General features: G+C 71.3%; 17 protein-coding genes, 1 pseudogene and 1 CRISPR repeat array. Of the genes and pseudogenes, 5 read left to right on the forward strand and 13 right to left on the reverse strand.

Annotated features, from left to right (window positions below):
• Positions 1–104 precede the first annotated feature (104 nt).
• Positions 105–1,430, reverse strand: coding sequence for a 4-carboxymuconolactone decarboxylase (gene pcaC / locus RKE29_RS16195; RefSeq protein WP_312006102.1), 1,326 nt, complete (start codon positions 1,428–1,430; stop codon positions 105–107).
• 373 nt (positions 1,431–1,803) lie between these two features.
• On the opposite strand from pcaC, the gene RKE29_RS16200 reads away from it, so the two are divergent.
• Positions 1,804–2,157, forward strand: coding sequence for a hypothetical protein (locus RKE29_RS16200; protein ID WP_312006103.1), 354 nt, complete (start codon positions 1,804–1,806; stop codon positions 2,155–2,157).
• A gap of 164 nt (positions 2,158–2,321) precedes the next feature.
• Positions 2,322–2,594: a CRISPR direct-repeat array (repeat unit 29 nt; unit sequence GTCATCCCCGCGCATGCGGGGGTGGTCCC).
• Between the two features lie 149 nt (positions 2,595–2,743).
• On the opposite strand, the gene RKE29_RS16205 is transcribed toward RKE29_RS16200, so the two are convergent.
• The 4 genes and pseudogenes from RKE29_RS16205 to RKE29_RS16220 all read right to left on the reverse strand — a co-directional run bounded on the left by RKE29_RS16205 (position 2,744) and on the right by RKE29_RS16220 (position 7,062).
• The gene (locus RKE29_RS16205) at positions 2,744–3,067 is read right to left on the reverse strand and encodes a hypothetical protein (RefSeq protein WP_312006104.1); all 324 of its coding nucleotides are present in this window, start codon (positions 3,065–3,067) and stop codon (positions 2,744–2,746) included.
• A gap of 222 nt (positions 3,068–3,289) precedes the next feature.
• Positions 3,290–4,408, reverse strand: coding sequence for a glycosyltransferase family 4 protein (locus RKE29_RS16210; RefSeq protein WP_312006105.1), 1,119 nt, complete (start codon positions 4,406–4,408; stop codon positions 3,290–3,292).
• On the reverse strand, positions 4,405–5,712 hold the full coding sequence (locus RKE29_RS16215) for a hypothetical protein (protein WP_312006106.1): 1,308 nt from the start codon (positions 5,710–5,712) through the stop codon (positions 4,405–4,407). Before RKE29_RS16215 ends, RKE29_RS16210 begins: the two co-directional genes overlap by 4 nt.
• A 93-nt stretch (positions 5,713–5,805) precedes the next feature.
• Positions 5,806–7,062: pseudogene (locus RKE29_RS16220) on the reverse strand (nucleotide sugar dehydrogenase).
• 66 nt (positions 7,063–7,128) lie between these two features.
• Between RKE29_RS16220 and RKE29_RS16225 the strand changes: the two are divergent.
• The gene (locus tag RKE29_RS16225; protein WP_312006107.1) at positions 7,129–7,902 is read left to right on the forward strand and encodes a glycosyltransferase family A protein; all 774 of its coding nucleotides are present in this window, start codon (positions 7,129–7,131) and stop codon (positions 7,900–7,902) included.
• A 139-nt stretch (positions 7,903–8,041) separates the two neighbouring features.
• On the opposite strand, the gene RKE29_RS16230 is transcribed toward RKE29_RS16225, so the two are convergent.
• Entirely contained in the window at positions 8,042–8,944 is a 903-nt protein-coding gene (locus RKE29_RS16230; RefSeq protein ID WP_312006108.1) for a TauD/TfdA family dioxygenase, read from the reverse strand.
• Between the two features lie 322 nt (positions 8,945–9,266).
• On the opposite strand from RKE29_RS16230, the gene RKE29_RS16235 reads away from it, so the two are divergent.
• Together RKE29_RS16235 and RKE29_RS16240 are read left to right on the forward strand one after the other, a co-directional pair.
• A complete protein-coding gene (locus RKE29_RS16235; protein WP_312006109.1) occupies positions 9,267–10,139 on the forward strand; it encodes a helix-turn-helix transcriptional regulator in 873 nt (290 codons plus the stop codon).
• Complete coding sequence (locus tag RKE29_RS16240) at positions 10,136–10,351, forward strand: DUF397 domain-containing protein (protein WP_312006110.1); 216 nt, start codon at positions 10,136–10,138, stop codon at positions 10,349–10,351. Before RKE29_RS16235 ends, RKE29_RS16240 begins: the two co-directional genes overlap by 4 nt.
• Before the next feature lie 333 nt (positions 10,352–10,684).
• On the opposite strand, the gene RKE29_RS16245 is transcribed toward RKE29_RS16240, so the two are convergent.
• Positions 10,685–11,410: an XRE family transcriptional regulator gene (locus RKE29_RS16245; protein WP_312006111.1), complete on the reverse strand. Its 726-nt coding sequence runs from the start codon at positions 11,408–11,410 to the stop codon at positions 10,685–10,687.
• 217 nt (positions 11,411–11,627) lie between these two features.
• Positions 11,628–12,596, reverse strand: coding sequence for a helix-turn-helix transcriptional regulator (locus RKE29_RS16250; protein WP_312006112.1), 969 nt, complete (start codon positions 12,594–12,596; stop codon positions 11,628–11,630).
• Between the two features lie 577 nt (positions 12,597–13,173).
• On the opposite strand from RKE29_RS16250, the gene RKE29_RS16255 reads away from it, so the two are divergent.
• The gene (locus RKE29_RS16255) at positions 13,174–13,686 is read left to right on the forward strand and encodes a hypothetical protein (protein WP_312006113.1); all 513 of its coding nucleotides are present in this window, start codon (positions 13,174–13,176) and stop codon (positions 13,684–13,686) included.
• 763 nt (positions 13,687–14,449) lie between these two features.
• On the opposite strand, the gene RKE29_RS16260 is transcribed toward RKE29_RS16255, so the two are convergent.
• The 5 genes from RKE29_RS16260 to RKE29_RS16280 form a co-directional block, all read right to left on the reverse strand.
• Positions 14,450–15,010, reverse strand: coding sequence for a hypothetical protein (locus RKE29_RS16260; RefSeq protein ID WP_312006114.1), 561 nt, complete (start codon positions 15,008–15,010; stop codon positions 14,450–14,452).
• Complete coding sequence (locus RKE29_RS16265; protein ID WP_312006115.1) at positions 15,007–16,158, reverse strand: ROK family glucokinase; 1,152 nt, start codon at positions 16,156–16,158, stop codon at positions 15,007–15,009. The genes RKE29_RS16260 and RKE29_RS16265 overlap by 4 nt, the downstream gene beginning before the upstream one ends.
• Positions 16,159–16,648: 490 nt before the next feature.
• Positions 16,649–17,497, reverse strand: a complete 849-nt coding sequence (locus RKE29_RS16270) for an ATP-binding cassette domain-containing protein (RefSeq protein WP_312006116.1) — start codon at positions 17,495–17,497, stop codon at positions 16,649–16,651.
• Complete coding sequence (locus tag RKE29_RS16275) at positions 17,494–18,522, reverse strand: ABC transporter permease (protein ID WP_312006117.1); 1,029 nt, start codon at positions 18,520–18,522, stop codon at positions 17,494–17,496. The genes RKE29_RS16270 and RKE29_RS16275 overlap by 4 nt, the downstream gene beginning before the upstream one ends.
• A 44-nt stretch (positions 18,523–18,566) precedes the next feature.
• On the reverse strand, positions 18,567–19,541 hold the full coding sequence (locus tag RKE29_RS16280; RefSeq protein ID WP_312006118.1) for a substrate-binding domain-containing protein: 975 nt from the start codon (positions 19,539–19,541) through the stop codon (positions 18,567–18,569).
• Positions 19,542–19,824: the final 283 nt, after the last annotated feature.

Raw genomic sequence — 19,824 nt, forward strand, 5'->3', positions numbered from 1 at the left:
GCCCTGCGGCGCGCGCCGCCCCGGACCGCGGGCCCGCGCACGCGCGTGCGGCCGGTGGGCCGGGAGGACACGCCCGGCCGTGCCCCTCGGGACGGGCGGCGGCGCTACCCCTCCGGCGCGGTCTCCTCCCGGATCACGCCCTGCGCCACGGCGAACGCCGAGCTCGCGGCCGGTACGCCGCAGTAGACGGCCGTGTGCAGCAGCACCTCGGTGATCTCGGCGGGCGTCAGCCCGTTGCGCAGCGCGGCCCGCGTGTGCAGGGCCAGCTCCTCCAGGTGGCCCCGGGAGGCCAGCGCGGTGAGGGTGACGACGCTGCGGGTGCGCCGGTCGATGCCGGGCCGGGACCACACGTCGCCCCACGCGTAGCGGGTGACGAGGTCCTGGAAGTCGGCGGTGACGTCGTCGGCGTCCGCCGTCACCCGGTCCACGTGCGCGTCGCCGAGCACCTGGCGGCGCACCCGCATGCCCCGCTCGTACTGCTCGGCGCGCGTGTCCGCGCCCGGCCCGGGCCGCTCGGCGGGGCCCAGCTCGGCGACGGGTACGACGGGCGGCGCGGCGGCCGGGGCGGCCTGGGCCTGCGCGGGCGGCTGCGGCGGTACGGCCGGACGCGGGGCGCCGGACGCGCGGGCCGGGCCGGGCCCGGCGGACCGCTCGGCGGCGGCGAAGTGCCGGGCCAGCAGGTCGGTGACGGCCGCGGGCTGCTCGATGGGCGCCAGGTGGGCTGCTCCGGGCACCAGCGCCAGGCGGGCGTCGGGAATGCCCGCGACCAGCACCCGGGCGTCGGCGGGCGGCGTCACCTGGTCCTCGGCGCCCGCCAGGACGAGCGTGGGCACGCCGACGCGGGCCAGGCCGCCGGTGGCGTCGAAGTCGGCCAGGGCCTCGCAGGCGGCGATGTAGCAGCCCGGTTCGGTGGTACGGACCATACGCACGGCCCAGTCGGCGATGGCGGGCTGAGCGGCGACGAAGGCGGGCGTGAACCACCGCTCGGGCACGGCGGTCGCGATCGGGTCGAGCCCGTTGGCCCGGACCATGACGCCGCGCTGCCGGTAGGCGTCGGCGCTGCCGAACCGGGGCGCGGCCGACACCAGGGCAAGCCCGGCGACCCGCTGCGGGTGCCGCAGCGCGAGGTCGATCCCGACCGCCGCGCCGAGGGAGCAGCCCGCGTAGTGGAACCGGTCGACGCCGAGCAGGTCCAGCGTCGCCAGCAGCCGGTCCGCGAGGTCTTCGACGGCGGACGCGGGCCGGGCGGGCGAGCCGCCGTGTCCCGGCAGGTCGTAGCGCAGCACGCGCCAGCGCCGGGACAGCGCGGGTATCTGCCGGTCCCACATGTGCCAGGTGGTCCCCAGCGAGGGGCCGAGCACGAGGACCGGGGCGCCGGGGTTGTCCTCGGGGCCGTCGATCCGGTGCTGGAGGGTGGTGGTCTCGCTCACCGGGCCACGGTAACGCGTCCCCCGCGCAGACCCGGAGCCCCTGGTTCCGGGCAGTCCTGCCGCCGAGATCGCGGGCGGCCCCGGCTGGGCGGGGGCGGGCCCGGGCTTCCCCTGGCCTGGGTGGCCCGGTCGGTCGGGCCGGGGGCCCGGCTTCTCCTGCCGTGAGCGACCCGGGGCACGCGAGTGCGGGTGGTGCGGGCGAAAGTTCAGCGACCCGTCCGGTTCAGTGCCGCGTCCGACGGCGGTTCCTGCCCCATCGGCGTCGCCCACGCTGGAAGCTGCGAGCCGCGTCCTCACTCGTTCGGGCGATGTAGTCGAACCCGCACTCGATGCGCTGCTCCCAGGGAGAAGAATCTCGCCCATGGGAGCAGCGATGACAACCTCCAGTGCCGGGCAGCCACTCATCCCTCGGCCACCTGCCACCGTCACCGCGCTCCGTCAGGCCGTGGCACAGATCGCACCCGCCGTGTTGCCCTCCTTCACGCGGGAACTGGGCCAGGCCGCCGATCAGTCCCGCCAGGCTTCCGATCTTTCCCCCCTCCAGCGGTTCATCGCCCAGTGGGCCGTCTACGTCCACATCCAGCGGCAGCCGGAACTCGCGAAGGAGTTCCGTCACTGGGAGGACACCGCCGAGACCGGCGATGCCACGCGGGCCCGCCGCGCCGCTTCCGCCATCGGCAGGATCCTGGATGACGCACACGCCGCGCTCGGCCTCTCACCGCGGTGAGCACCGACTGGCGGTGGGAGTACTGGTCGCACCTCACCGTGCGCGCGAGGGCCAGTTTGGAGGCTGAGGGGCCCACTATCCTCGGAGGTGCGCCGTTGGCACGTCTCCGCTTGCAACCGAATGAAACTGCCCCTGTGCGCTTGTGAATCCCCAGGTCAGCTAGGGTCATCCCCGCGCATGCGGGGGTGGTCCCGGTACGAGGCCGCCACTCGCACGGTGCTGCCGGTCATCCCCGCGCATGCGGGGGTGGTCCCTCGCCAACGTCCACCGCGAGCTGAAGGCCCGAGTCATCCCCGCGCATGCGGGGGTGGTCCCGGCTCCGAGCCGCCGCCGTTGCGGCTCTTGTCGTCATCCCCGCGCATGCGGGGGTGGTCCCTCGCCAACGTCCACCGCGAGCTGAAGGCCCGAGTCATCCCCGCGCATGCGGGGGTGGTCCGAAGATCACGGAGGCGGCACCCAGCCAGGTGGCGACGGCCGCCAGCGCGCCGACAGCGGCAGCGAGCTGCGGATGCCCGGTGAAGGCGTAGGTGAGGCCGGAGGAGATCCCACCCAGGGTGAGGTCCGCGAGGAAGAGAGGCATGCTCGGCTACCGCGGCCGGGAGATGCCGACGACGTACGCGCCGATACCGCGCCGCTCGATCCGGCCGCCGGGGACGAGGTGGGCGTTCGGCGGCGGGGCCGGCCTCTTGCGCTTCGCCCGCTGGGTCTGGTCTCCGCCGATCAGGTGCCGGATGTCGAGCACCGCTTCGCAGTCGGCGTCAGCGACATCCTCATAGGGGCGGCGGCAGGCCCGGCAGTAGACCTCCAAGGCATCGACGCGCCTGCCCGCGACGGTGGTGAAGGAGCCGCGGAAGTCCGTGACCTTGGCGACGCGCTCTTTGACCTTGATCTCGGCCGCCACGATCCACACGTGGGTGAGGCTCAGCTCCGGCTCGTCCTCGTCGGGCGGCGCGGCAGGTCACCGGATTCGGTGAACAGGTCAGCGAACAGCGCGAGTTTCATCTGATCGTCGTCCTCGCGGACTGGAGTCTGCACAGTGTGAGTCCTCCCGGCGGCGATACATCAGGTCGTCCGCCGCTGGCCTCGCCTTATGGACGGATTCATGCCGCCAGGCGTTACACCCCTCGGCCGATCAGTGTCCCGTCCTGATGACGCACAGTGTCAGTTCGTGAAGCTGACGGGCGGTGAACGCGATGTCGTATCGGTGCGCGTTGCGTACGGACGCACGGGCGAGGGCGGCTCGGCGGTTGGGATCTTGGCCCAGCCCGTCCAGGGCCACGGCCAGCGAGTGCGGATCGCCGGGGGTGTAGGCCGTGCCGGCGTTCCCGAGGATTCCCTTCACGCCGGGGAGATCGGAGTAGACGACGGGGAGTCCGTGAGCCTGGGCCTCGATGAGGACGAGCCCGAAAGCCTCCAGACCTCTGGTAGTGAACACGAAGGCATCGAAGTTCGGCAGGCGGCCCCACAGCTCAGCACGGGGCAGGTATCGCTCGAAGTGGACCCGGTCCCGCAGGCCCAGTGCGACAGCTCGTTGTTCCAGATGCTCCCGCAGGGGCCCATTGCCGATCACGGTCAGGCAGTGGGGCTGATCGGTGTGGGCGAGGGCTTCGACGGCTGTGATCGTGGACTTGTTGTCGTCCAGGCGACCGGCGTGCACCAGAGACAGGGACCCGGTCCCTGCGGACGGCCGATCGCGCACCTGGGCACCGGCCAGACGGATGCCCCACGGGATGACGGTGATGCGATCGGTGAACCGGCGCCCGGTGAGGCGGTCGATGTGGTCGGCGAGGACGGAGGTCGGGGTGACGATCGCGGCACTGGCGGCGGCGACTTCGAGCATGGCCGCGTGTTCCGTCGCGTTGCGCTCGGCCGCCATCACTTCAGGGCCGTGGGCGATCGAGATGACCGGGATGCTGCCGGCGGTGCGGCTTAGGGCCAGGCTAAGCGCGAACCCGATGTTCTGGGCGTGGATGGCGTCCGGCCGGAGCTGTTCGATGAGTGCCCCGACCTCTCGCGTCAGCTCGTCCACGTAGTCGTCGAAGCCGGGCCCCTGGGGGCGTTTCGTCGTGGAGAGGGGGATCAGGTGATCGAACGCGGCTTTCCATGCCTGATCGATCGGTGTCCTGCCGAGGTAGATCGTATGGGCGTCGGGAATGGCGGGGTAGAGGTCGTTGACGAGGTTCAGGCTCCCGGACGAAGGCACGGACGCGCGGTTGATGCCGGTGAGGATGGCCAGGGGCTTCATGGTCATGCGGAGATCCCCTCGACGGGGGTCTGGTGGGCGGGGAGAGGGTCGGGGGTGGTCTTCCACTCACGATGACGAGGTGGCGCCCACCATGACGCCAGGTGGGGTGTGAAGACGGCGGTGACCTCCTGGGCCGGGTGCAGGAAGCCGTTGCTGTCCCGCTTGGCCGTCCATACCCTGACGGCCGACCGGGGGTAGACGGGGTGTATGCCGATCTCGCCCTTGGGGAGGATGCCGTTGAAGGGTGTGGGAATGCGCTCGTGGTTCCAGTAGGCCCATGCCTCCAGTGCCTTGGCCTTCTCGAAGCAGTGGTAGAGCTGCCGGTAGCGCTGCATGTACCGGAGCTCGCGGAAGAACATCTGACCGATCAGTCCCGGCGCGACGTGCCGGAGCGTGCTGAGATCAGCGCCCTGGAAGGTCACCGATGCCGTGTCCTGAGACGGGTGTAGCGCGGTCCGGGCGAACAGGTGGGACAGCCGCCTCCGTACGTACTCGGCGACTCCAGGGGCGAGAGCCGGTTCCACGCCGTCGATGAGCTGGACGAGCTGCTGGTGGCGCGGATGGAAGCGGGCCAGGTCGAACAACTGGTGCATGCCGTCCACGGCGGCGAACGCAAGCCTCTTGTACAGCCAGTTGTTCAGCTCCCCGACCTGGGCGTACTTCTTGGTCTCTGGAGTCGTGGAGTGCAGCATCAGGTACTCGGACAGCACCTCGAAGTAGAGGTAGCCGAGGAACGGCACGGCGGGTACAGCAGCGGCCAACTGGTCGATGAACTCGCGAGCCGCCGTGGCGCTGCCGGCTGCGTTACGCAGGGCCGTGTCGAGGAACACGGCCGCGGCGCTCAGCCCGGCCCGCACGGCGCGGTCAAGCTGGTCGTTTTCGGCCCGGGTGAGAAGGCTCTGGTAGCGCAGGTAGGTGCGCAGGTGGATGGCACCGAGGTGCAGGTAGTCCACGCCCTTGGTGGGGATCGGAGCGTCCGGGATGACCTCGAAGATCATGGGCGTGGTGCTGGGCTTCGTCTGCATAAGGTAGGCGCCGAGGTTGTGCGGGCGCCATCCCTCGCGCTGACGGGCGAGTGGGGAGCAGTACAGGGCTCCGACCAGGCATCCGGTGGAGACGTACAGCTCACCGCTGGTGCGGATGGCGGCGATGTCCTTGGTGGTGTGCAAGAGGTACATGGGCCGGCCGCTGGCGAGCGCTTCGGTCATCGCGCTGCGCTGGATCATCCAGCCGTTGGGGGTGTCACCTTCCAGGTAGCGGCGCCAGTCGTCTTCGCTCTCGGCCAGCGAGGCGGGGGCCGGACGCTGCACGGGTCTGGTGTAGTCCGTGTGGGCATGCTCCCATTCGTCGCACAAGGGAACTCCTGGGGTTGAGGTCATCGGCAGGCGGGGGAGTTCGGGGAGCTACAGGGTCTCGACGTTCGCCCCGGACAGGCGGTTGCGGCAGTCGAGAACGTACGACGCGTTCTTCTCGATCATCGCGAGGTCGAACCGGGTGTGGTCCATGAGGAGCACCACGGCATCAGCGGCTGCTACCTCCTGCGGGCTCGCATCGACCCGGGGCACGTTCAGCTTGCCGATGTCGCCCGCTGGGACGTTCGGGTCGGCGCCGCGGACCTCCGCGCCGAGGCCGGTGAGCAGTTCCGCGACCCGCGCTGAAGGGGAGTTGCGCAGGTCGGTGGCGTTGTACTTGTAGGTCAGGCCGAGCAGCAAGACGCGCGATCCCTTCACGGGCAGGCCGCGCTTGCCGAGGCCGGCCGCGACGCGCCGGACGACGTAGTCGGGCATGTGCCGGTTCACGTCGTCGGCGAGGTCCACGAACCGGAAAGGGACCCCCAGCTCCTGCTCGACCTTCCACGAGAGGAACAGCGGATCGACGGGCAGGCAGTGCCCGCCGACTCCCGGCCCCGGGGTGAACCGCGTGAAGCCAAAGGGCTTGGTGGCGGCGGCGTCGATCGCCTCCCAGACGTTCACGCCGAGGGGCGCCGCCAGCGTCGCCAACTCGTTCACGAGCGAGATGTTGACCAGCCGGAAGGTGTTCTCCAGCAGCTTCGCCAGCTCGGCGACCTTGGGCCCGGACACCGGCACCGTGGTCTGGAAGATGCCGTCGTAGAAGCCCTTGATCACGTCGAGAGACCTGGCGTCGATCCCGGACACCACCTTCGGTGTCCCGTCGAACGACCACCGCTTGTTCCCCGGAGCGATGCGCTCGGGACTGAACCCGGCCAGGAAGTCCTCCCCAGCCCGCAGGCCCGTCGCCTTCTCCAGGATCGGCACCAGCAGCTCCTCGGTGCAGCCGGGGTAGGTCGTGGACTCCAGAACCACGGTCGCGCCGGGGCGCAGGTGCTCGCCCAGGGTCCGCGCTCAGGTCTCGATGTAGGACAGGTCGGGCACGCCGTCCCGCAGCGGTGTCGGCACGGTGATCACCGCGATGTCGAAGCCGGCCAGAGCGGAAGCGTCGGTGGTCGCCAAGTAGTCCCCGGAGTCCAGCAGGGCGCGCAGCCGGGAGGAGGCCACGTCCTCGACGTAGGAGTGGCCGGCGGTGAGCTGCTGGACCCGGTGAGCGTCCACGTCGTAGCCGATCACGCGGTGCCCCACCTCCGCTGCGCGCACGGCCAGCGGAAGCCCTACGTAGCCCTGACCAGCGACGACTATCTGCATGTCGGCTCCTACTCGGTTGCGGTGCTTGAATGGACCGTCGTTCCTGATCTGGCAAGGAGATGTGCTGTGCCTCTGGTGTCTGTCGTGATGCCCGTCTACAACTCGGCGGCCACCCTCGGTGCGGCCGTCCGATCGGTGCTCACGCAAACACACAGCGACGTGGAGCTGCTGGTCACCGACGACCAGTCCTCCGACGGCTCAATGGACCTGCTGCGCGAGTTCGCCGCCCAGGACGAGCGCGTTCTGCCGGAGTCGGCGCCCGAGCGGGGCGGTGCGGGCCGGGCCCGCAACCTCGCGATTCAGCGGGCTCGCGGAGACTATGTGGCGTTCCTCGATTCGGACGACATGTGGCTGCCGGAGAAGACCGAGAAGCAGTTGGCCTTCGCCGCGGAGGGTGATGCGCCTTTGACGTTCACCTCGTACTTCAAGATGGATGCCGACTACGCCGGCGATAGCACCGACTGGGTGCCGAACGGACGGGTGATCCCCGCACGGGCGCACGTGGACTATCGCGCGATGCTGGTCCGAGACCACATCGGTGCTCTCACCGCCATGTACGACCGCAACGTCCTGGGCACGAGGCTGATGCCGGAGATGCGCAAGCGCCAGGACTACGCGCTGTGGCTGTCGATCATGCGTGACGGTGCTGACGCCCGGGGCCTGGCCGAGCCGCTGGCGGTGTACCGGGCCCACCAGGCGGGCTCGCTGTCCTCCAATAAGCTGTCCCTCGTGCAGTACAACTGGGCCCTGTACCGCGAGCACGAGCATCTGTCGGTCCCTCGGGCGACGCGGGCGCTGGCCGGCGCTGTGTGGCAGTCGCTGCGCAACTCCCGCATCTGACCCCGCGCACGGGCCCGGCGAGCCCGGTGCAACCGTTTCTGGGGGTGCCCGACCGGGCCCCGCCCCGCTGCCGTGCCGCGCGCTCGGGGACAGGGCCCGCGGGGGCGGAGCTGGGTAAGCCATCGGTGCCGTCGGCCGACTATGCGGCCGAGCCGTCGCCGGCCCCCGCGCCCAGGAAGAGCTGGAGGAGCAGCCGCCGGTCGGCGACCGGGACGGACTCCTGGCCACTGTGGAGCGCATCCCGACCGTGCAGGAAGCGGCGCTGGTTCACGATGAGGTAGTCCCCGTGCCGGAGCATGAAGGAGACCTGCCCCCGGACCAGTTCCCCGGCGAGTTCCCGGGCAGCTTCGGCGTACGCCGGGCTGAGTTCGGACCGCTCCAGCATCTTGGCGGTGAACCGGACGAACCCCTTGCCCGGGTCGGAGCCGTCCAGGATCGGAAACGGCTTGCACTCCTCGCCGACGCCGAACAAGTCGAAGAAGGTCCCGTAGTGGTAGGCCGACTCGGCGAGCAGGGAACGGCAGTCCTCCGGCAGGCGCGCCACCGCAGCGTGGGCGTCGGAGAGGATGGTGGGGCCGCCACCAAGCGGGTCAGGGCGAACGCACAGGAGCGTGGTGAAGTCCGGGGGCATGGTCGCGTTCACCAGGTCCATGTGGAAGGCGTTGTACCCAATGCCGCTGGACTTGCCGGGGTCCTTATCGACCTTGACCCCGATGTCCTTCCAGAGAGGCCACCGCGGGAAGGGGGAGAAGGGGACCGCCACCTCGGCCGCGAAGCCCGTCGCGATCCGCAGGAACCGGTCATCGTCAGTGCCCAGCGCCTTGGCGAGGTTCCCCAGGCGCAGCACGGCGTACCCGCCGCCCTTTCCGGTCAGCGTGCGGCGCAGCGCCGCGGCGGTCTCCTCGAACCGCGGGGTGGCCGTCAGCTCGGTCCGGTACCGCTTCACGGTGGACTTCGCCAGAAACGGACCGTTCAGCTCCCATTCCGGGAGAGGAAGGTCGAGCAGAGCGGCTTCGAGTTCGCTCGGGATTTCGATGAACACCTGAGGCTTCCTTTCCACGCTGTCTCATGGCCTCGGCGAAGTCGCCGAGCGTGATTGAGGGCGCTCGGCTCGTCGGAGGGGTACGGAGGCCCGCTCCCACGGGGGAAGGAGGGCGGATCTCTGCGGGGCCAGCGACCCGGCCCGTACGTCGGCAGCCGTGACTGTCCGACACAAATGACCAACACCTGATGAGCAGTCACGTCTGCCAGGGACCAGCTTGCTCCCATCGAGCATCGATGCGCAACATCGAGCAAGGAACTGCTGAATCGACAGATCACTTGCTATATCGCCAACGCTCCCCGCGACTGACAGAATGCTCCCCATGACTCAGAAGAAGCTCCCTCCGCCTGTCATGAGGCGTCGCGTAGGTAGCTTGCTGCGCGATTACCGCGAACGGACCGACCTGCGACCAGGAGCAGCCGCCAAGCGACTCGGTTGGGACTCCACGCGACAGGGACGCATCGAGCGGGGCATCTACCGAGTCTCCGAGGACGACATCAGCAGGATGCTGGAGCTGTACGGCATCCACGGGGACGAGGAGGCGGTTCGGGAGTTGGCCGCGGCCTCCAACGAGTCGGCGAAGGCCGGCTGGTGGGGCTCGTACGTCGGCCAGGTCTCGGATGCGCTCCTCGACTTCGTCATCCTGGAGTCGAAGTCGAGGAAGATCCGGGTCCAGCACCCGGCGATCATCCCGGGCCTTCTCCAGGCTCCGGGGTACGTCCGGGAAATCTTCAACAGCCCGCTCCATCCGGACAACCGCGAGCTGTCAGACATGCTGAGCGCGATCCGGATGGCTCGCCAAGAAGTGCTGCACCGCCCGGGAAACCCGGCGCATCTGCACGCGCTGATCTCCGAGGCCGCTCTCCTGCACCGCTTCCCCAAGGCCCCGGGGGTGATGAAGGAGCAGCTACGCAAGCTGGCCGACGACGCCGGGCAGTCCAACATCACCATCCAGATCGTCCCGGTGGACGTCCCTGCCTACGCGGCTGCGAACCAGACCATGACCATCCTGGACTTCCGCCGCCCCTGGCCCCCAGTCGTCTCGATCGACAGCTCCTTGGGCGGCAACTTCCTGGAGAATCCGGCCGAGGTGGACGACCTCGCGGTCGTGTTCGACAAGATCGCCGACCTCGCACTTCCCGCAGATGAGTCACGGGAACGCATCAACCGTCATCTTGAGGAGAATTTCCAATGACCGGCTACACCTGCACCGATGAGAAGACCGCCCTGACCTGGCGGAAGTCCTCCTACAGTGGTGGTGAGCAAGGGCAGTGCGTGGAGGTCGCCGAAACGCCCAGCAAGATCCACATTCGGGACTCCAAGAACCCTGACGGCCCCTCGCTGGCCCTTCCCCGTGCTGACTTCAGCGCCTTCCTTCAATTCGCCGCATCCGAGTTCGAGGTCTGATCCAGGCCCCGGAGTGACACGAGGCCCGGCTCCCGCTGCCGCGAGCGGCCCTGGGTCACGCGAGTGCGGGCGGTAAGGGGTTGGCTTGCTCAGTCGGCGTCGCTACGGCTGATGGGCAGTCAGTAGGCTGAGTCTGCCTCGTTGGCCCAATGCCGGTCGTTCCGTTTCGTGCGCCAGGATTAGGAGGTTGAGGAACCCACTACTCTCGGGAGTACGCCGTTGGCACATCTCCAATTGCAACCGAATGAAACTCCTCCTGTGCGCTTGTGAAGCCCCAGGTCAGTGAGGGTCGTCCCCGCGCATGCGGGGGTGCTCCGTCCTCGGCGCCCTTCATCAGCGTCCGGTCTCATCCGGGAGCCGGTCGTAGGCGCTGATCGTCGCCTTGGACGTGGACGCGTCCTTCAGGACCAGTTCCCACGGTCCGGAGTTGACGTCGAAGTCCTGGCCGAAGCCGACCCACTTCCCGGACATACGGCGCCCTGTCGGCTCGACCAGAAGCTGTATGGCGCCGTGGTACCGGGCACCCCGGTAGTAGCCGTCCTTGGCCGTCTGCTCGTTCCAGGTGCCGGTGACGACATTGCGGTCCACCTCCAGATCCATGGCCAGCGGCGAGTCGGACGAGCCCGGCAGGCTGCGGACCGTAAGCCGGGTGCCGTGCTGAAGGATCACCACGTAGTGCAGGCCGGTGAACGTGTTCTGCCGGCCGCTGGGGTAGTACTCGTAGCGCGAGAGCCAGACCCCTGAGTAGTTGCCGCGCCCCAGAGCCGGAGCGTTCTGGGGGGTGGTCGCGGCGCTGGGCGCGGGGACTCCGCCGGGTGACGGATCGACGTCGTGACCGCCGTGACTGTCTTTCGAGACGCGGGCAAGGGAGGCGGAGGGCGGGAAGCGGAGGGCTTCAATGGGCAGGCCGGTGACGCGTTCCAGCGCCCGCGCGTTCGCCGCGTTGGGGCTGCCGGTGCTTCCGGCCTCCCATCGCTGGATCAGCCTCTTGTTGGCGCTCGGGACCCCGGCCTCACGGAAGGCGCGAGCCAGGTCGTCCTGGCTCATCATCAGGCCCATGCGGACCGCTCGAGCGCCGTGTTCGGTGCGCTCATGAATCCACGGTAGTAGTACGCACGATGCGATGACACCGAAATGACGCCAGCACGTGTCGCCGGGATGACGCCTTGACTGACGCCGTAGTCCGACATCCCGTCAGCTCAGCTGGTGTCGTCTCCGCGCAGCGGCGAGTTCAGCGAGCGTGCGGACCGAACGCCAGATGCTGTGCCCGGAGCCGTCAGCGGGCTTCGAGGGCCTTCAGCAGGGCGCCACGGTGCTCCGTCGTCCACGCGGCTCCCTGCTGGTCCCTCGGCAGCCCGGCCAGGCCAGCCGACAAGTGATCGACCGCCTCGTCGTAGCGTCCCAGCGCAAGGGTGCAGAGACCCATGTCCAGTCGGTTGAAATTCGGTGTCAGCCAGTAGGCCGTCGCGGGTGGGGGGATCGCCGCAGCCGCATCTGCCCACCGCTCGGCCTTTTCCACCATGCGCAAGGCCTCGGCGGTCTTCCCCATCTCGGCAAGCCCGCCCGCCGCCAGCAAGGTGTTTTCCACTCGCTGCGCGGGATGCGCGCCAGGCGTACGCGCGGCTGCCGTATACCAGTGGGCGACTCCGACAGGCCGACCCTGCTGTCGTGAAAGATGGCCCAGGAAGTTCCGCGCCTGCGCCGCCAGGGTGCCGTCTGCGATTTCCTCGGCCAGCGCAATCGCCTGGTTCAGCATGGACACAGCTTGCGTGTCCTGCCGAACCTGCGCGTGCATCCACCCTCCGAACTGCATGAACTCGGACGCCACCGCCATCAACTGCTCTCGGTGCGGCCCCCTCGCGTCTTTGAGCAGACAAGTGACCTGGTTGATCTGCGCGAGGGTCGGCGAAAGAACCGACCTTGGATTCATGGTGTCGTCCAAGCGCCGGTAGGCGGCCAGGACCCCGGCTAGAGCCTCGACGGTCGCACCGTCCAGCCGAGTCGGCCGGTCCATACTGCGTTCGACCCTCGATGCGTCGTCCGAGCCGAGGACGAGCGCGGACAACGCCCCGCCGGTGCCGAGAATATCGTCCAAGGACTCCGCCAACTTCAAAGAAGGCCGTTGCCTTCCGTGGAGTACCCGGGACAGATAAGCCAAGTCGTAATTGATCGCACGAGCGGCGGCACTCCACGACCACCCGTTGTCATGCAGTGCCTTCTTGGCGATTTCGGCGAAGTCGCTCACAGTCGGAACCTCAACGGCCGTCGATCCAGCTCCCGAAGCAGTCAACCCCCGGTCAACTCCCGCGTGAGCGTCCTGGATCACCACGATAGCTGAACTCAGGACCCCCGCGACCGTGGCATCGGCCCGGGGGCGCGGCCAACGCTGTGAAGGAGCGTCAGCATGGCGAACACTATCGTTCGCGCACTCGAATGGGTGTACCAGTTATTCGAACTTCTCGGTCGGTACCGGGCAAGTGCAAAGCTCGAAGGGCGACCCGCCAGCCGGGGGGAGCGGCGGGTGCAGCGGCGTCGGCGGTGGGCGGCCTCGCTGGCCGCGTACGGGATCGACGTGGGCCCGCGCCGGATTCACGGCGTGGACCTCGCCCGGGCCGGGCGGTTGGTGCCGGGGGGTGGTTGGGCGTGGCGGTGATGACGATCCGGGTGTACCGGCTGGACCCGGTGACCGGGGAGCAGGCGGAGATCAGTTCGTGCTCGGTCCGGGGTGAGCCGGGTCGTTCGTTCGCTCCGGCGTCGTGTGAGTGGCCTCGGTGCGAGTGCCCCCGCTGCCAGGCCAAGGCCACCGGTCCGGAGAGGGAGCGGTGAGCGGGCTGGTGCCGCTGCCGTGGTCCACCGTGGACGGTAAGCCCTGCTACACCGTCCCGGCCCCGGACGGTCACAGCCCCGGGCCCGCGGCGGCGCTGGCGGACGCCTGGGAGGACGCGCAGGTGCTGGCCGCGCGCAGCGTGCTCGGGGCGGCGCGGGTGTGGCTCGCCTCGGGCGTGCGCGTGGACGGCGGGCGGCTGCGGGCGGGGGCGGTGCGGCTGGTGTGGGCGCTGGTCCACGTGGTGCGGGTCGCCGAGATGCGCGGCAAGCGCCTGGAACGGCTCGACCCCGGCGAGGCCGCCCGGGTGGAGATGGCCCGCGTACTCCTCGGGCACACCGAGGACCTGATCATCACCGGCAACGCCGAGACCTGTCAGATGCGGTACGTCCTGGCCCGACTGGTGGAGTGCCTGACCGCCCTGGTCGAGGTCGCCGAGGCCCGGGGCGCGCTGCTCGCCACCCCGGACGACGGCGGCGGGGCGCGGTGCGGGAAGGGGGCGTGCGGGTGATCGCCACCGTGGGCCCGGTCCCGGCCGGGGCCGCTGGCGGACGGTGGGTGTCCGCGCAGTGCGCGGCCGCTCTCCGGCCCGGCGGCCTCAGAGAGGCGCACGCCCTGTGCCACGGCGGCCGGTGCGGCTGCCGCTGTCATCGGAAAACCGCCGTGAGCCTCGGCCTGCTCGTCGGCGGGCCCACGCCGGTGACCGGCGACGACTCGACCGGCCAGCCCCAGCCCGTACCCGTACCGCCGGAGGGCGCCGGGCGGCCGGGCCGGGCCTGCGGCCAACGCCGTACCCCGCCCGTCACCCCCGCCGAAGCCACGGCCGAGATGCGCGAGGCCGGGTACGAGCCCATCGAGTCCTACCCGGGACGGGCTTCGGCCGCCTGGTCGTGCCGGTGCACGACCTGCGGCGCCGCACGACGCGTGAAGCTTTCCGAGGCCCGCGCCGGGCAGCGCTGCCGCCACGTCCGAGGCGTACCNACGCGTGAAGCTTTCCGAGGCCCGCGCCGGGCAGCGCTGCCGCCACGTCCGAGGCGTACCCCTCCTACCGCCGCCGTCTCCCTGAGACGGGGACGGGCCCGTCGGCCCCTTCCGGCGCTCCCCCGAGCCGGGCATGGCCGGGTCGGCGGGTCCGTCCCTCGGCCCGGTCCGCCCGTACCACCCCTCTCCGTCCGGTCCGGGGTGGTGCGGCGGGCCGGGCCACCCCCACGGGCCGGGCCACTTTCCCAGGCCCGACCGGGCCGCCCGGGTCCACACGACCCGGGCCCCGGCCGTCACGGGTGGATCGTGGAGACCACGTACACCTTGAGGTTGCTCGGGTCGCGGCGGCTGACGGTGACCTTCAGCTTGGGCTGCGGCCGCTCCTGCTGGACGACCAGGCCCGACCAGTTCTGGCCGGAGCCGAACGACCACCCCGCCGTCCGCGCCTCCTTGTCGCTGATGGTGACCTCGTCCTCCGCCAGCCGGGCCGGGTCGGTGCCGATCGAGTGGAGGAAGGCGGTGAACCCGGGCGGGGACGTGGTGAACTGCACGTACAGCGAGCTGGCCTTCCACGAGTTGGTCTCGTAGTAGGCGACCTGTCCGGAGCGTACGGGCACGGGCACGTCGTAGATGCGCCGCTGCACCCTGCTCGGCAGGCCCGCGGTGAGGCCGGTCGCCGCGGCGTGCTCCTGCTTGTCCTCGCCGCTGTCGCTGCTCTGGATAGCGGAGATGACCAGGTAGAACGCGGGCACGGTGATCAGCAGGAACACGGCCAGGGCGGTGGCCCAGCGGCGCGGCGGGCGGTCGGGGGCGGGGGCTGGGCCGACCGGGCGGGGCTGTTCGGTGGCGGTCATCCGCGGTCCGCCTGACCGCGCGCCGCGGTCCACAGGGCGGTGGACCCGGTGCGCTGGTAGCGCTCGACGCGGCGGCGGTTGGCGCGCCGGAAGCGGCGGGCGACCAGGCGGGCCAGGTCGGCGGCGCCCACCAGGCCGGCCTCGTTGCCCAGCTCGGCCTTGGTGACGCGCGCCTCGGGGCGGTAGCCGCGGCCGGTGAGGGTGCGGCGGAAGGCGTCCCGGGCGGGGCCGATCAGCAGGTCGTCGGCCGCGCTGACGCCGCCGCCGATGACGAAGCAGGACGGGTCGAGGGCGGCGGCGAGGTTGGCCAGGCCGACGCCGAGCCACTGGCCGATGTCCTGGAGGAGTTCGACGCACATGGCGTCGCCCTCGCGGGCCAGTTCGGTGATGAGCGGCCCGGTGATCTCGCCGATGTCGCCGCCGACGCGGTCGGTGATCCCGTACGCGACCGGCGACTCGGCGGCGGCCAGTTCGCGCGCCTCGCGCACCAGCGCGTTGCCGGAGCTGTACTGCTCCCAGCAGCCGCGGTTGCCGCACGGGCAGCGGTGCCCGCCCGGCACCGCCTGCATGTGCCCGAACTCCCCGGCCACGCCGTACTTGCCGCGCTTGAGCTGGCCGTCCTCCAGAATGGCGCCGCCGATGCCGGTGCCCAGCGTGATCATGACGAGGTGGTCCTCGCCGCGGCCCGCGCCGAACCGCCACTCGGCCCACGCCGCGGTGTTGGCGTCGTTGTCGACCATGACGGGCACGGCGAGCCGGCCGGCGAGCCGGTCGCGCAGCGGCTCGTCGCGCCACGACAGGTGCGGCGCGAACAGCACCCGGGACCGGTCGGCGTCCACCCAGCCGGCGGCGCCGATGCCCACGGCGTGCACGTCGTGCCGGTCGGACAGGTCCAGCACCAGCTCCACGATGGTGTCCTCGACGACCTTGGGGCTCTTGGACTTGTCGGGGGTCTCGGTGCGCACCTTCTCCAGGATGTTGCCGTCGGCGTCGACCACGCCCGCGGCGACCTTCGTGCCGCCGATGTCGATGCCGACCGTCGGCACGCGCGGGGCGGTGAGGTGCGAGCGCCGCTCGCGCGTGCCGACGGTGCGCAGCATGGTCGCGCGGGCCGGTCCCCGGTGGACCCGGTCCCGGTAGCCGGTCATCACACCGCCCCTTCCTTCGTGCCCTGGGCCCTGCCCTGAACCGGGCCCTGAGTCGTGCCCTGCGCCGGGCCGTGGGCCGCGCCCGGCGGGGCGCCGGGGGCCGACCGGGCGGCGGGTGCCCGGCGAAGGGCGCGGCCGGCTGCCGCCGGGCCGGGGGTGCCGGGCCGGCGGGCGCCGCGGTCACTGCGGGTGCGTACTGGCACGAGTCGTCTCGTCCCTGCGGGGTCTTGGGAGGCCGGGGCCTCGGTCTGCGGTCGTGGTCCGCCGGCCGTCGTGGGAGCGCCGGCCGGCCGGGCGGTCGAAGGCCGCCGGTCCGGCCTGCCGGCCGGTTCCGCCGGCCCGGTGCGCCGATCCGGTGCGCCGGTCCGATCCGCCGTGGAGATTCTGCCTCACGCGCGTGACCTGCCGCATGGCGGCAGGGCGTGCCCGCGCCGGGCGGGTACCTCCGGCGCGGGCGCGCCCCCACCCGCCGGTCTGGGCCAGGACGGGGTCATCCCGCCCCGGGGGCCGCGCCGTCGCCCGGCGCCGGGGGGTCCTGGCCGCCGGGTGCGGCCGGGCGGGCCAGTTCGTGGCTCAGCTCCTCCAGGTCGCTGCCGCCCGCCATCTGCCGGATCAGCTCGTCCAGGGCGATCTCCCGCCGGGCGTGGCTGCCGGCCATGGCGCCGCGCCGCAGCAGGACGAAGCGGTCGCCGACGAGGTGGGCGTGGTGCGGGTTGTGGGTGATCAGGACCACGCCGAGGCCCGCGTCGCGCGCGGCGGCGACGTACTTGAGCACCATGCCCGACTGCTTGACGCCCAGCGCCGCCGTCGGCTCGTCCAGGACGAGCACGCGCGCGCCGAAGTGGACGGCGCGGGCGATGGCCACGCACTGCCGCTCGCCGCCGGACAGGGTGCCGATGGGCTGGTCGACGTCGCGCAGGTCGATGCCCATGCGCAGCAGCGCGGCGCGGGTGGTGGCGCGCATGGCGGCCACGTCCAGGCGGCGCAGCGGCCCGCGGCCCCGGGTGGGCTCGGAGCCGAGGAAGAAGTTCCGCCATACGGGCATCAGCGGGACCACGGCCAGGTCCTGGTAGACGGTGGCGATGCCGCGGTCCAGGGCCTCGCGCGGCGACCCGAGCCGGACGTGCTCGCCGTCGACGGCGTACGTGCCCGCGTCGTGCCGGTGCAGCCCGGCGACGATCTTGATGAGGGTGGACTTGCCCGCGCCGTTGTCGCCGAGCACGCAGGTGATCTCCCCGGCGCGCACCTGGAGGGACACGCCCTCCAACGCCCGTACGCTGCCGTAGTACTTGCTGACGCCGGTCAGCTCGACCAGGGGCGTGCGCTCGTGGTCCGTCATCGCCGTGCCTCCGCCCGCCTGCGCACCCACGCGTTGAGGAGGGTGGCGAGCAGCAGCATCGCGCCCAGGAAGAACGTGAACCAGTCGGCGTTCCACCGCGCGTACACGATGCCCTTGTCGGCCATGCCGAAGATGAACGCGCCGACGGCCGAGCCGACTGCGGAGCCGTAGCCGCCGGTGAGCAGGCAGCCGCCGATGACGGCCGCGATGATGTACAGGAACTCGTTGCCCACGCCCTCGCCGGACTGCACGACGTCGTACGACATCAGCAGGTGCTGCCCGGAGATCCACGCGGCGAGCGAGACGCCCACGTACAGGCCGATCTTCGTACGGTGTACGGGGACGCCGACCGCGCACGCGGCCTGCGCGTCGCCGCCCACCGCGTAGATCCAGTTGCCCGCGCGGGTGCGCAGCAGGATCCAGGTGGCCACCGCCACCAGGCCCAGCCACCACAGGACGGTGACCTGGAGGTCGAGGTCGCCGACGGTCAGGTGGGAGGCGAAGACGTCGGCGGCGGAGTCGAAGCCCTCCATGTCGGCGATGGTCTTGGTGGAGACCGTGCCGCTTATCAACTTGGTGAAGCCCAAGTTGCAACCTTGCAGGATCAGGAACGTGCCGAGGGTGACGATGAAGCTCGGCAGCCCGGTGCGCACCAGCAGCAGGCCGTTCACGAAGCCGACGGCGAGGGTGGCCAGCAGTGACACGCCGACGCCCACCCAGACGTTCGCCGTCATCTGGTAGGAGAACATCGAGGAGACCAGCGCCGAGGAGGTGACCAGCACCCCGGCAGACAGGTCGAACTCGCCGCCGATCATCAGCAGCGCCACCGGCACCGCCATGATCCCGATGGTCGACGCCGCGTACAGCACGGTGCCGAAGCTGGACCACTGGAGGAACGCGTCGGCGACCGCCGAGAAGAACACGAAGACGGCGGCGGCGCCGACGACCGAGCCCAGTTCGGGCCGGTTCGCCAGGCGGCGCGCCAGCGACCGGGCGGAGGGGCGCTGCTCGGCCGGGGGCTCCAGGGGCTCCAGCGGCCCGCGGGGCGCCGTGGAGGCGGCCTCGGCGCTCACCGGGTGCCCCGCCTGGTGTACGCGGCCAGGCCCGGCGCGTCGTCCTTGGTGACGATCTGCGGGCCGGTGAACACCGGCCTGCCGCCGCCGAGCACGTCGCCGTTGTACCGGCGCAGCCACAGCAGGTCCACGGCCTCGTAGCCCTGGAGGTAGGGCTGCTGGTCGACGGCGAAGCCGACCGTGCCGTCCGCCAGGCCCTCGACCACCTTGGCGTTGAGGTCGAAGGTGTCGGTCTCGGCCCGGCTGCCCGCCTGCCGGGCCGCCTTGGCGGCGGTGGCCGCGAAGGGCGCGCCGAGCGTGACCACGGCGTCGATACCCCGGTCGGACTGCAACCTGGCCTCGATGGAGGACTGCACGCCGGGCATGTTGGTGCCCGTCACGTACAGCCGCTCCAGCGTGCCGCGGAAGGTCTTCGCCGTGCCGTCGCAGCGCTGCTCGTGGCCGACGTTGCCCTGCTCGTGCAGCACGCACAGGGCCTTCTCGCGGCCGCGCCGGTTCAGCTCCTCGCCGACCGCCTCGCCCGCGACCGTCTCGTCCTGGCCGACGTGCGTGAGGGCGCCGAAGGCGGCGGAGTCCGGGGCGCCGGAGTTGACGGTGATCACCGGAATGCCCTTGCGGACCGCCTCGGTGACGACGCCCTTGAGGGCGGCGGGCTTGGCGAGGGAGACGATCAGGCCGTCGACCTTCTGGTCGATGTAGGTGCGCACGAGCTGCGCCTGCTGGTTGCCCTCCTCGTCGTGCGCGTACAGGAACCGGATGTTGTCCTTGACAGCGGCCTGCTTGGCGCCGCTTTGCACGATGTCCCAGAAGGTGTCGCCGTCGCCCGCGTGCGTGACCATGGCGATGGTCCACCGGGGCGTGTCCACGGCCGCCCGGCCTCCGGCCGCGGCCCTGGCCGCCCGCTCCTCGGCCCGCTTGCCGCCCGTGCTGCTGCACCCCGCCAGGGTGGCGGCGAGCGCCGCCGCGAGCACGGCGGCCGCCGCGCGTCTGACTCCCCGAACTCCTGCCACGAAGTCCGCCCCTTCCGCTGTCGCTGTCCGTCCCGGGCGTCGTCCACGCCCGGGGTGGCGGCCCGGTCCCCCGGACCCGGTCTCCGGCCCTGCCTTCGCGGACCCGGTCTCCCGGACCCGGTCCCTCGCCCCGGTCTCCGGCCTGTCCCGCGGTCCGGCCGGAAGCCACCGGGCGGCGGGCGCGGCGCCGGGCGCCCGGGGCCGTCGCCGCCGGACGCCGGGCGCGCCGTGTCCCACGTCCGCC

The sequence above is a fragment of the Streptomyces sp. B1866 genome, from assembly GCF_031932565.1.
Classification (GTDB): domain Bacteria; phylum Actinomycetota; class Actinomycetes; order Streptomycetales; family Streptomycetaceae; genus Streptomyces.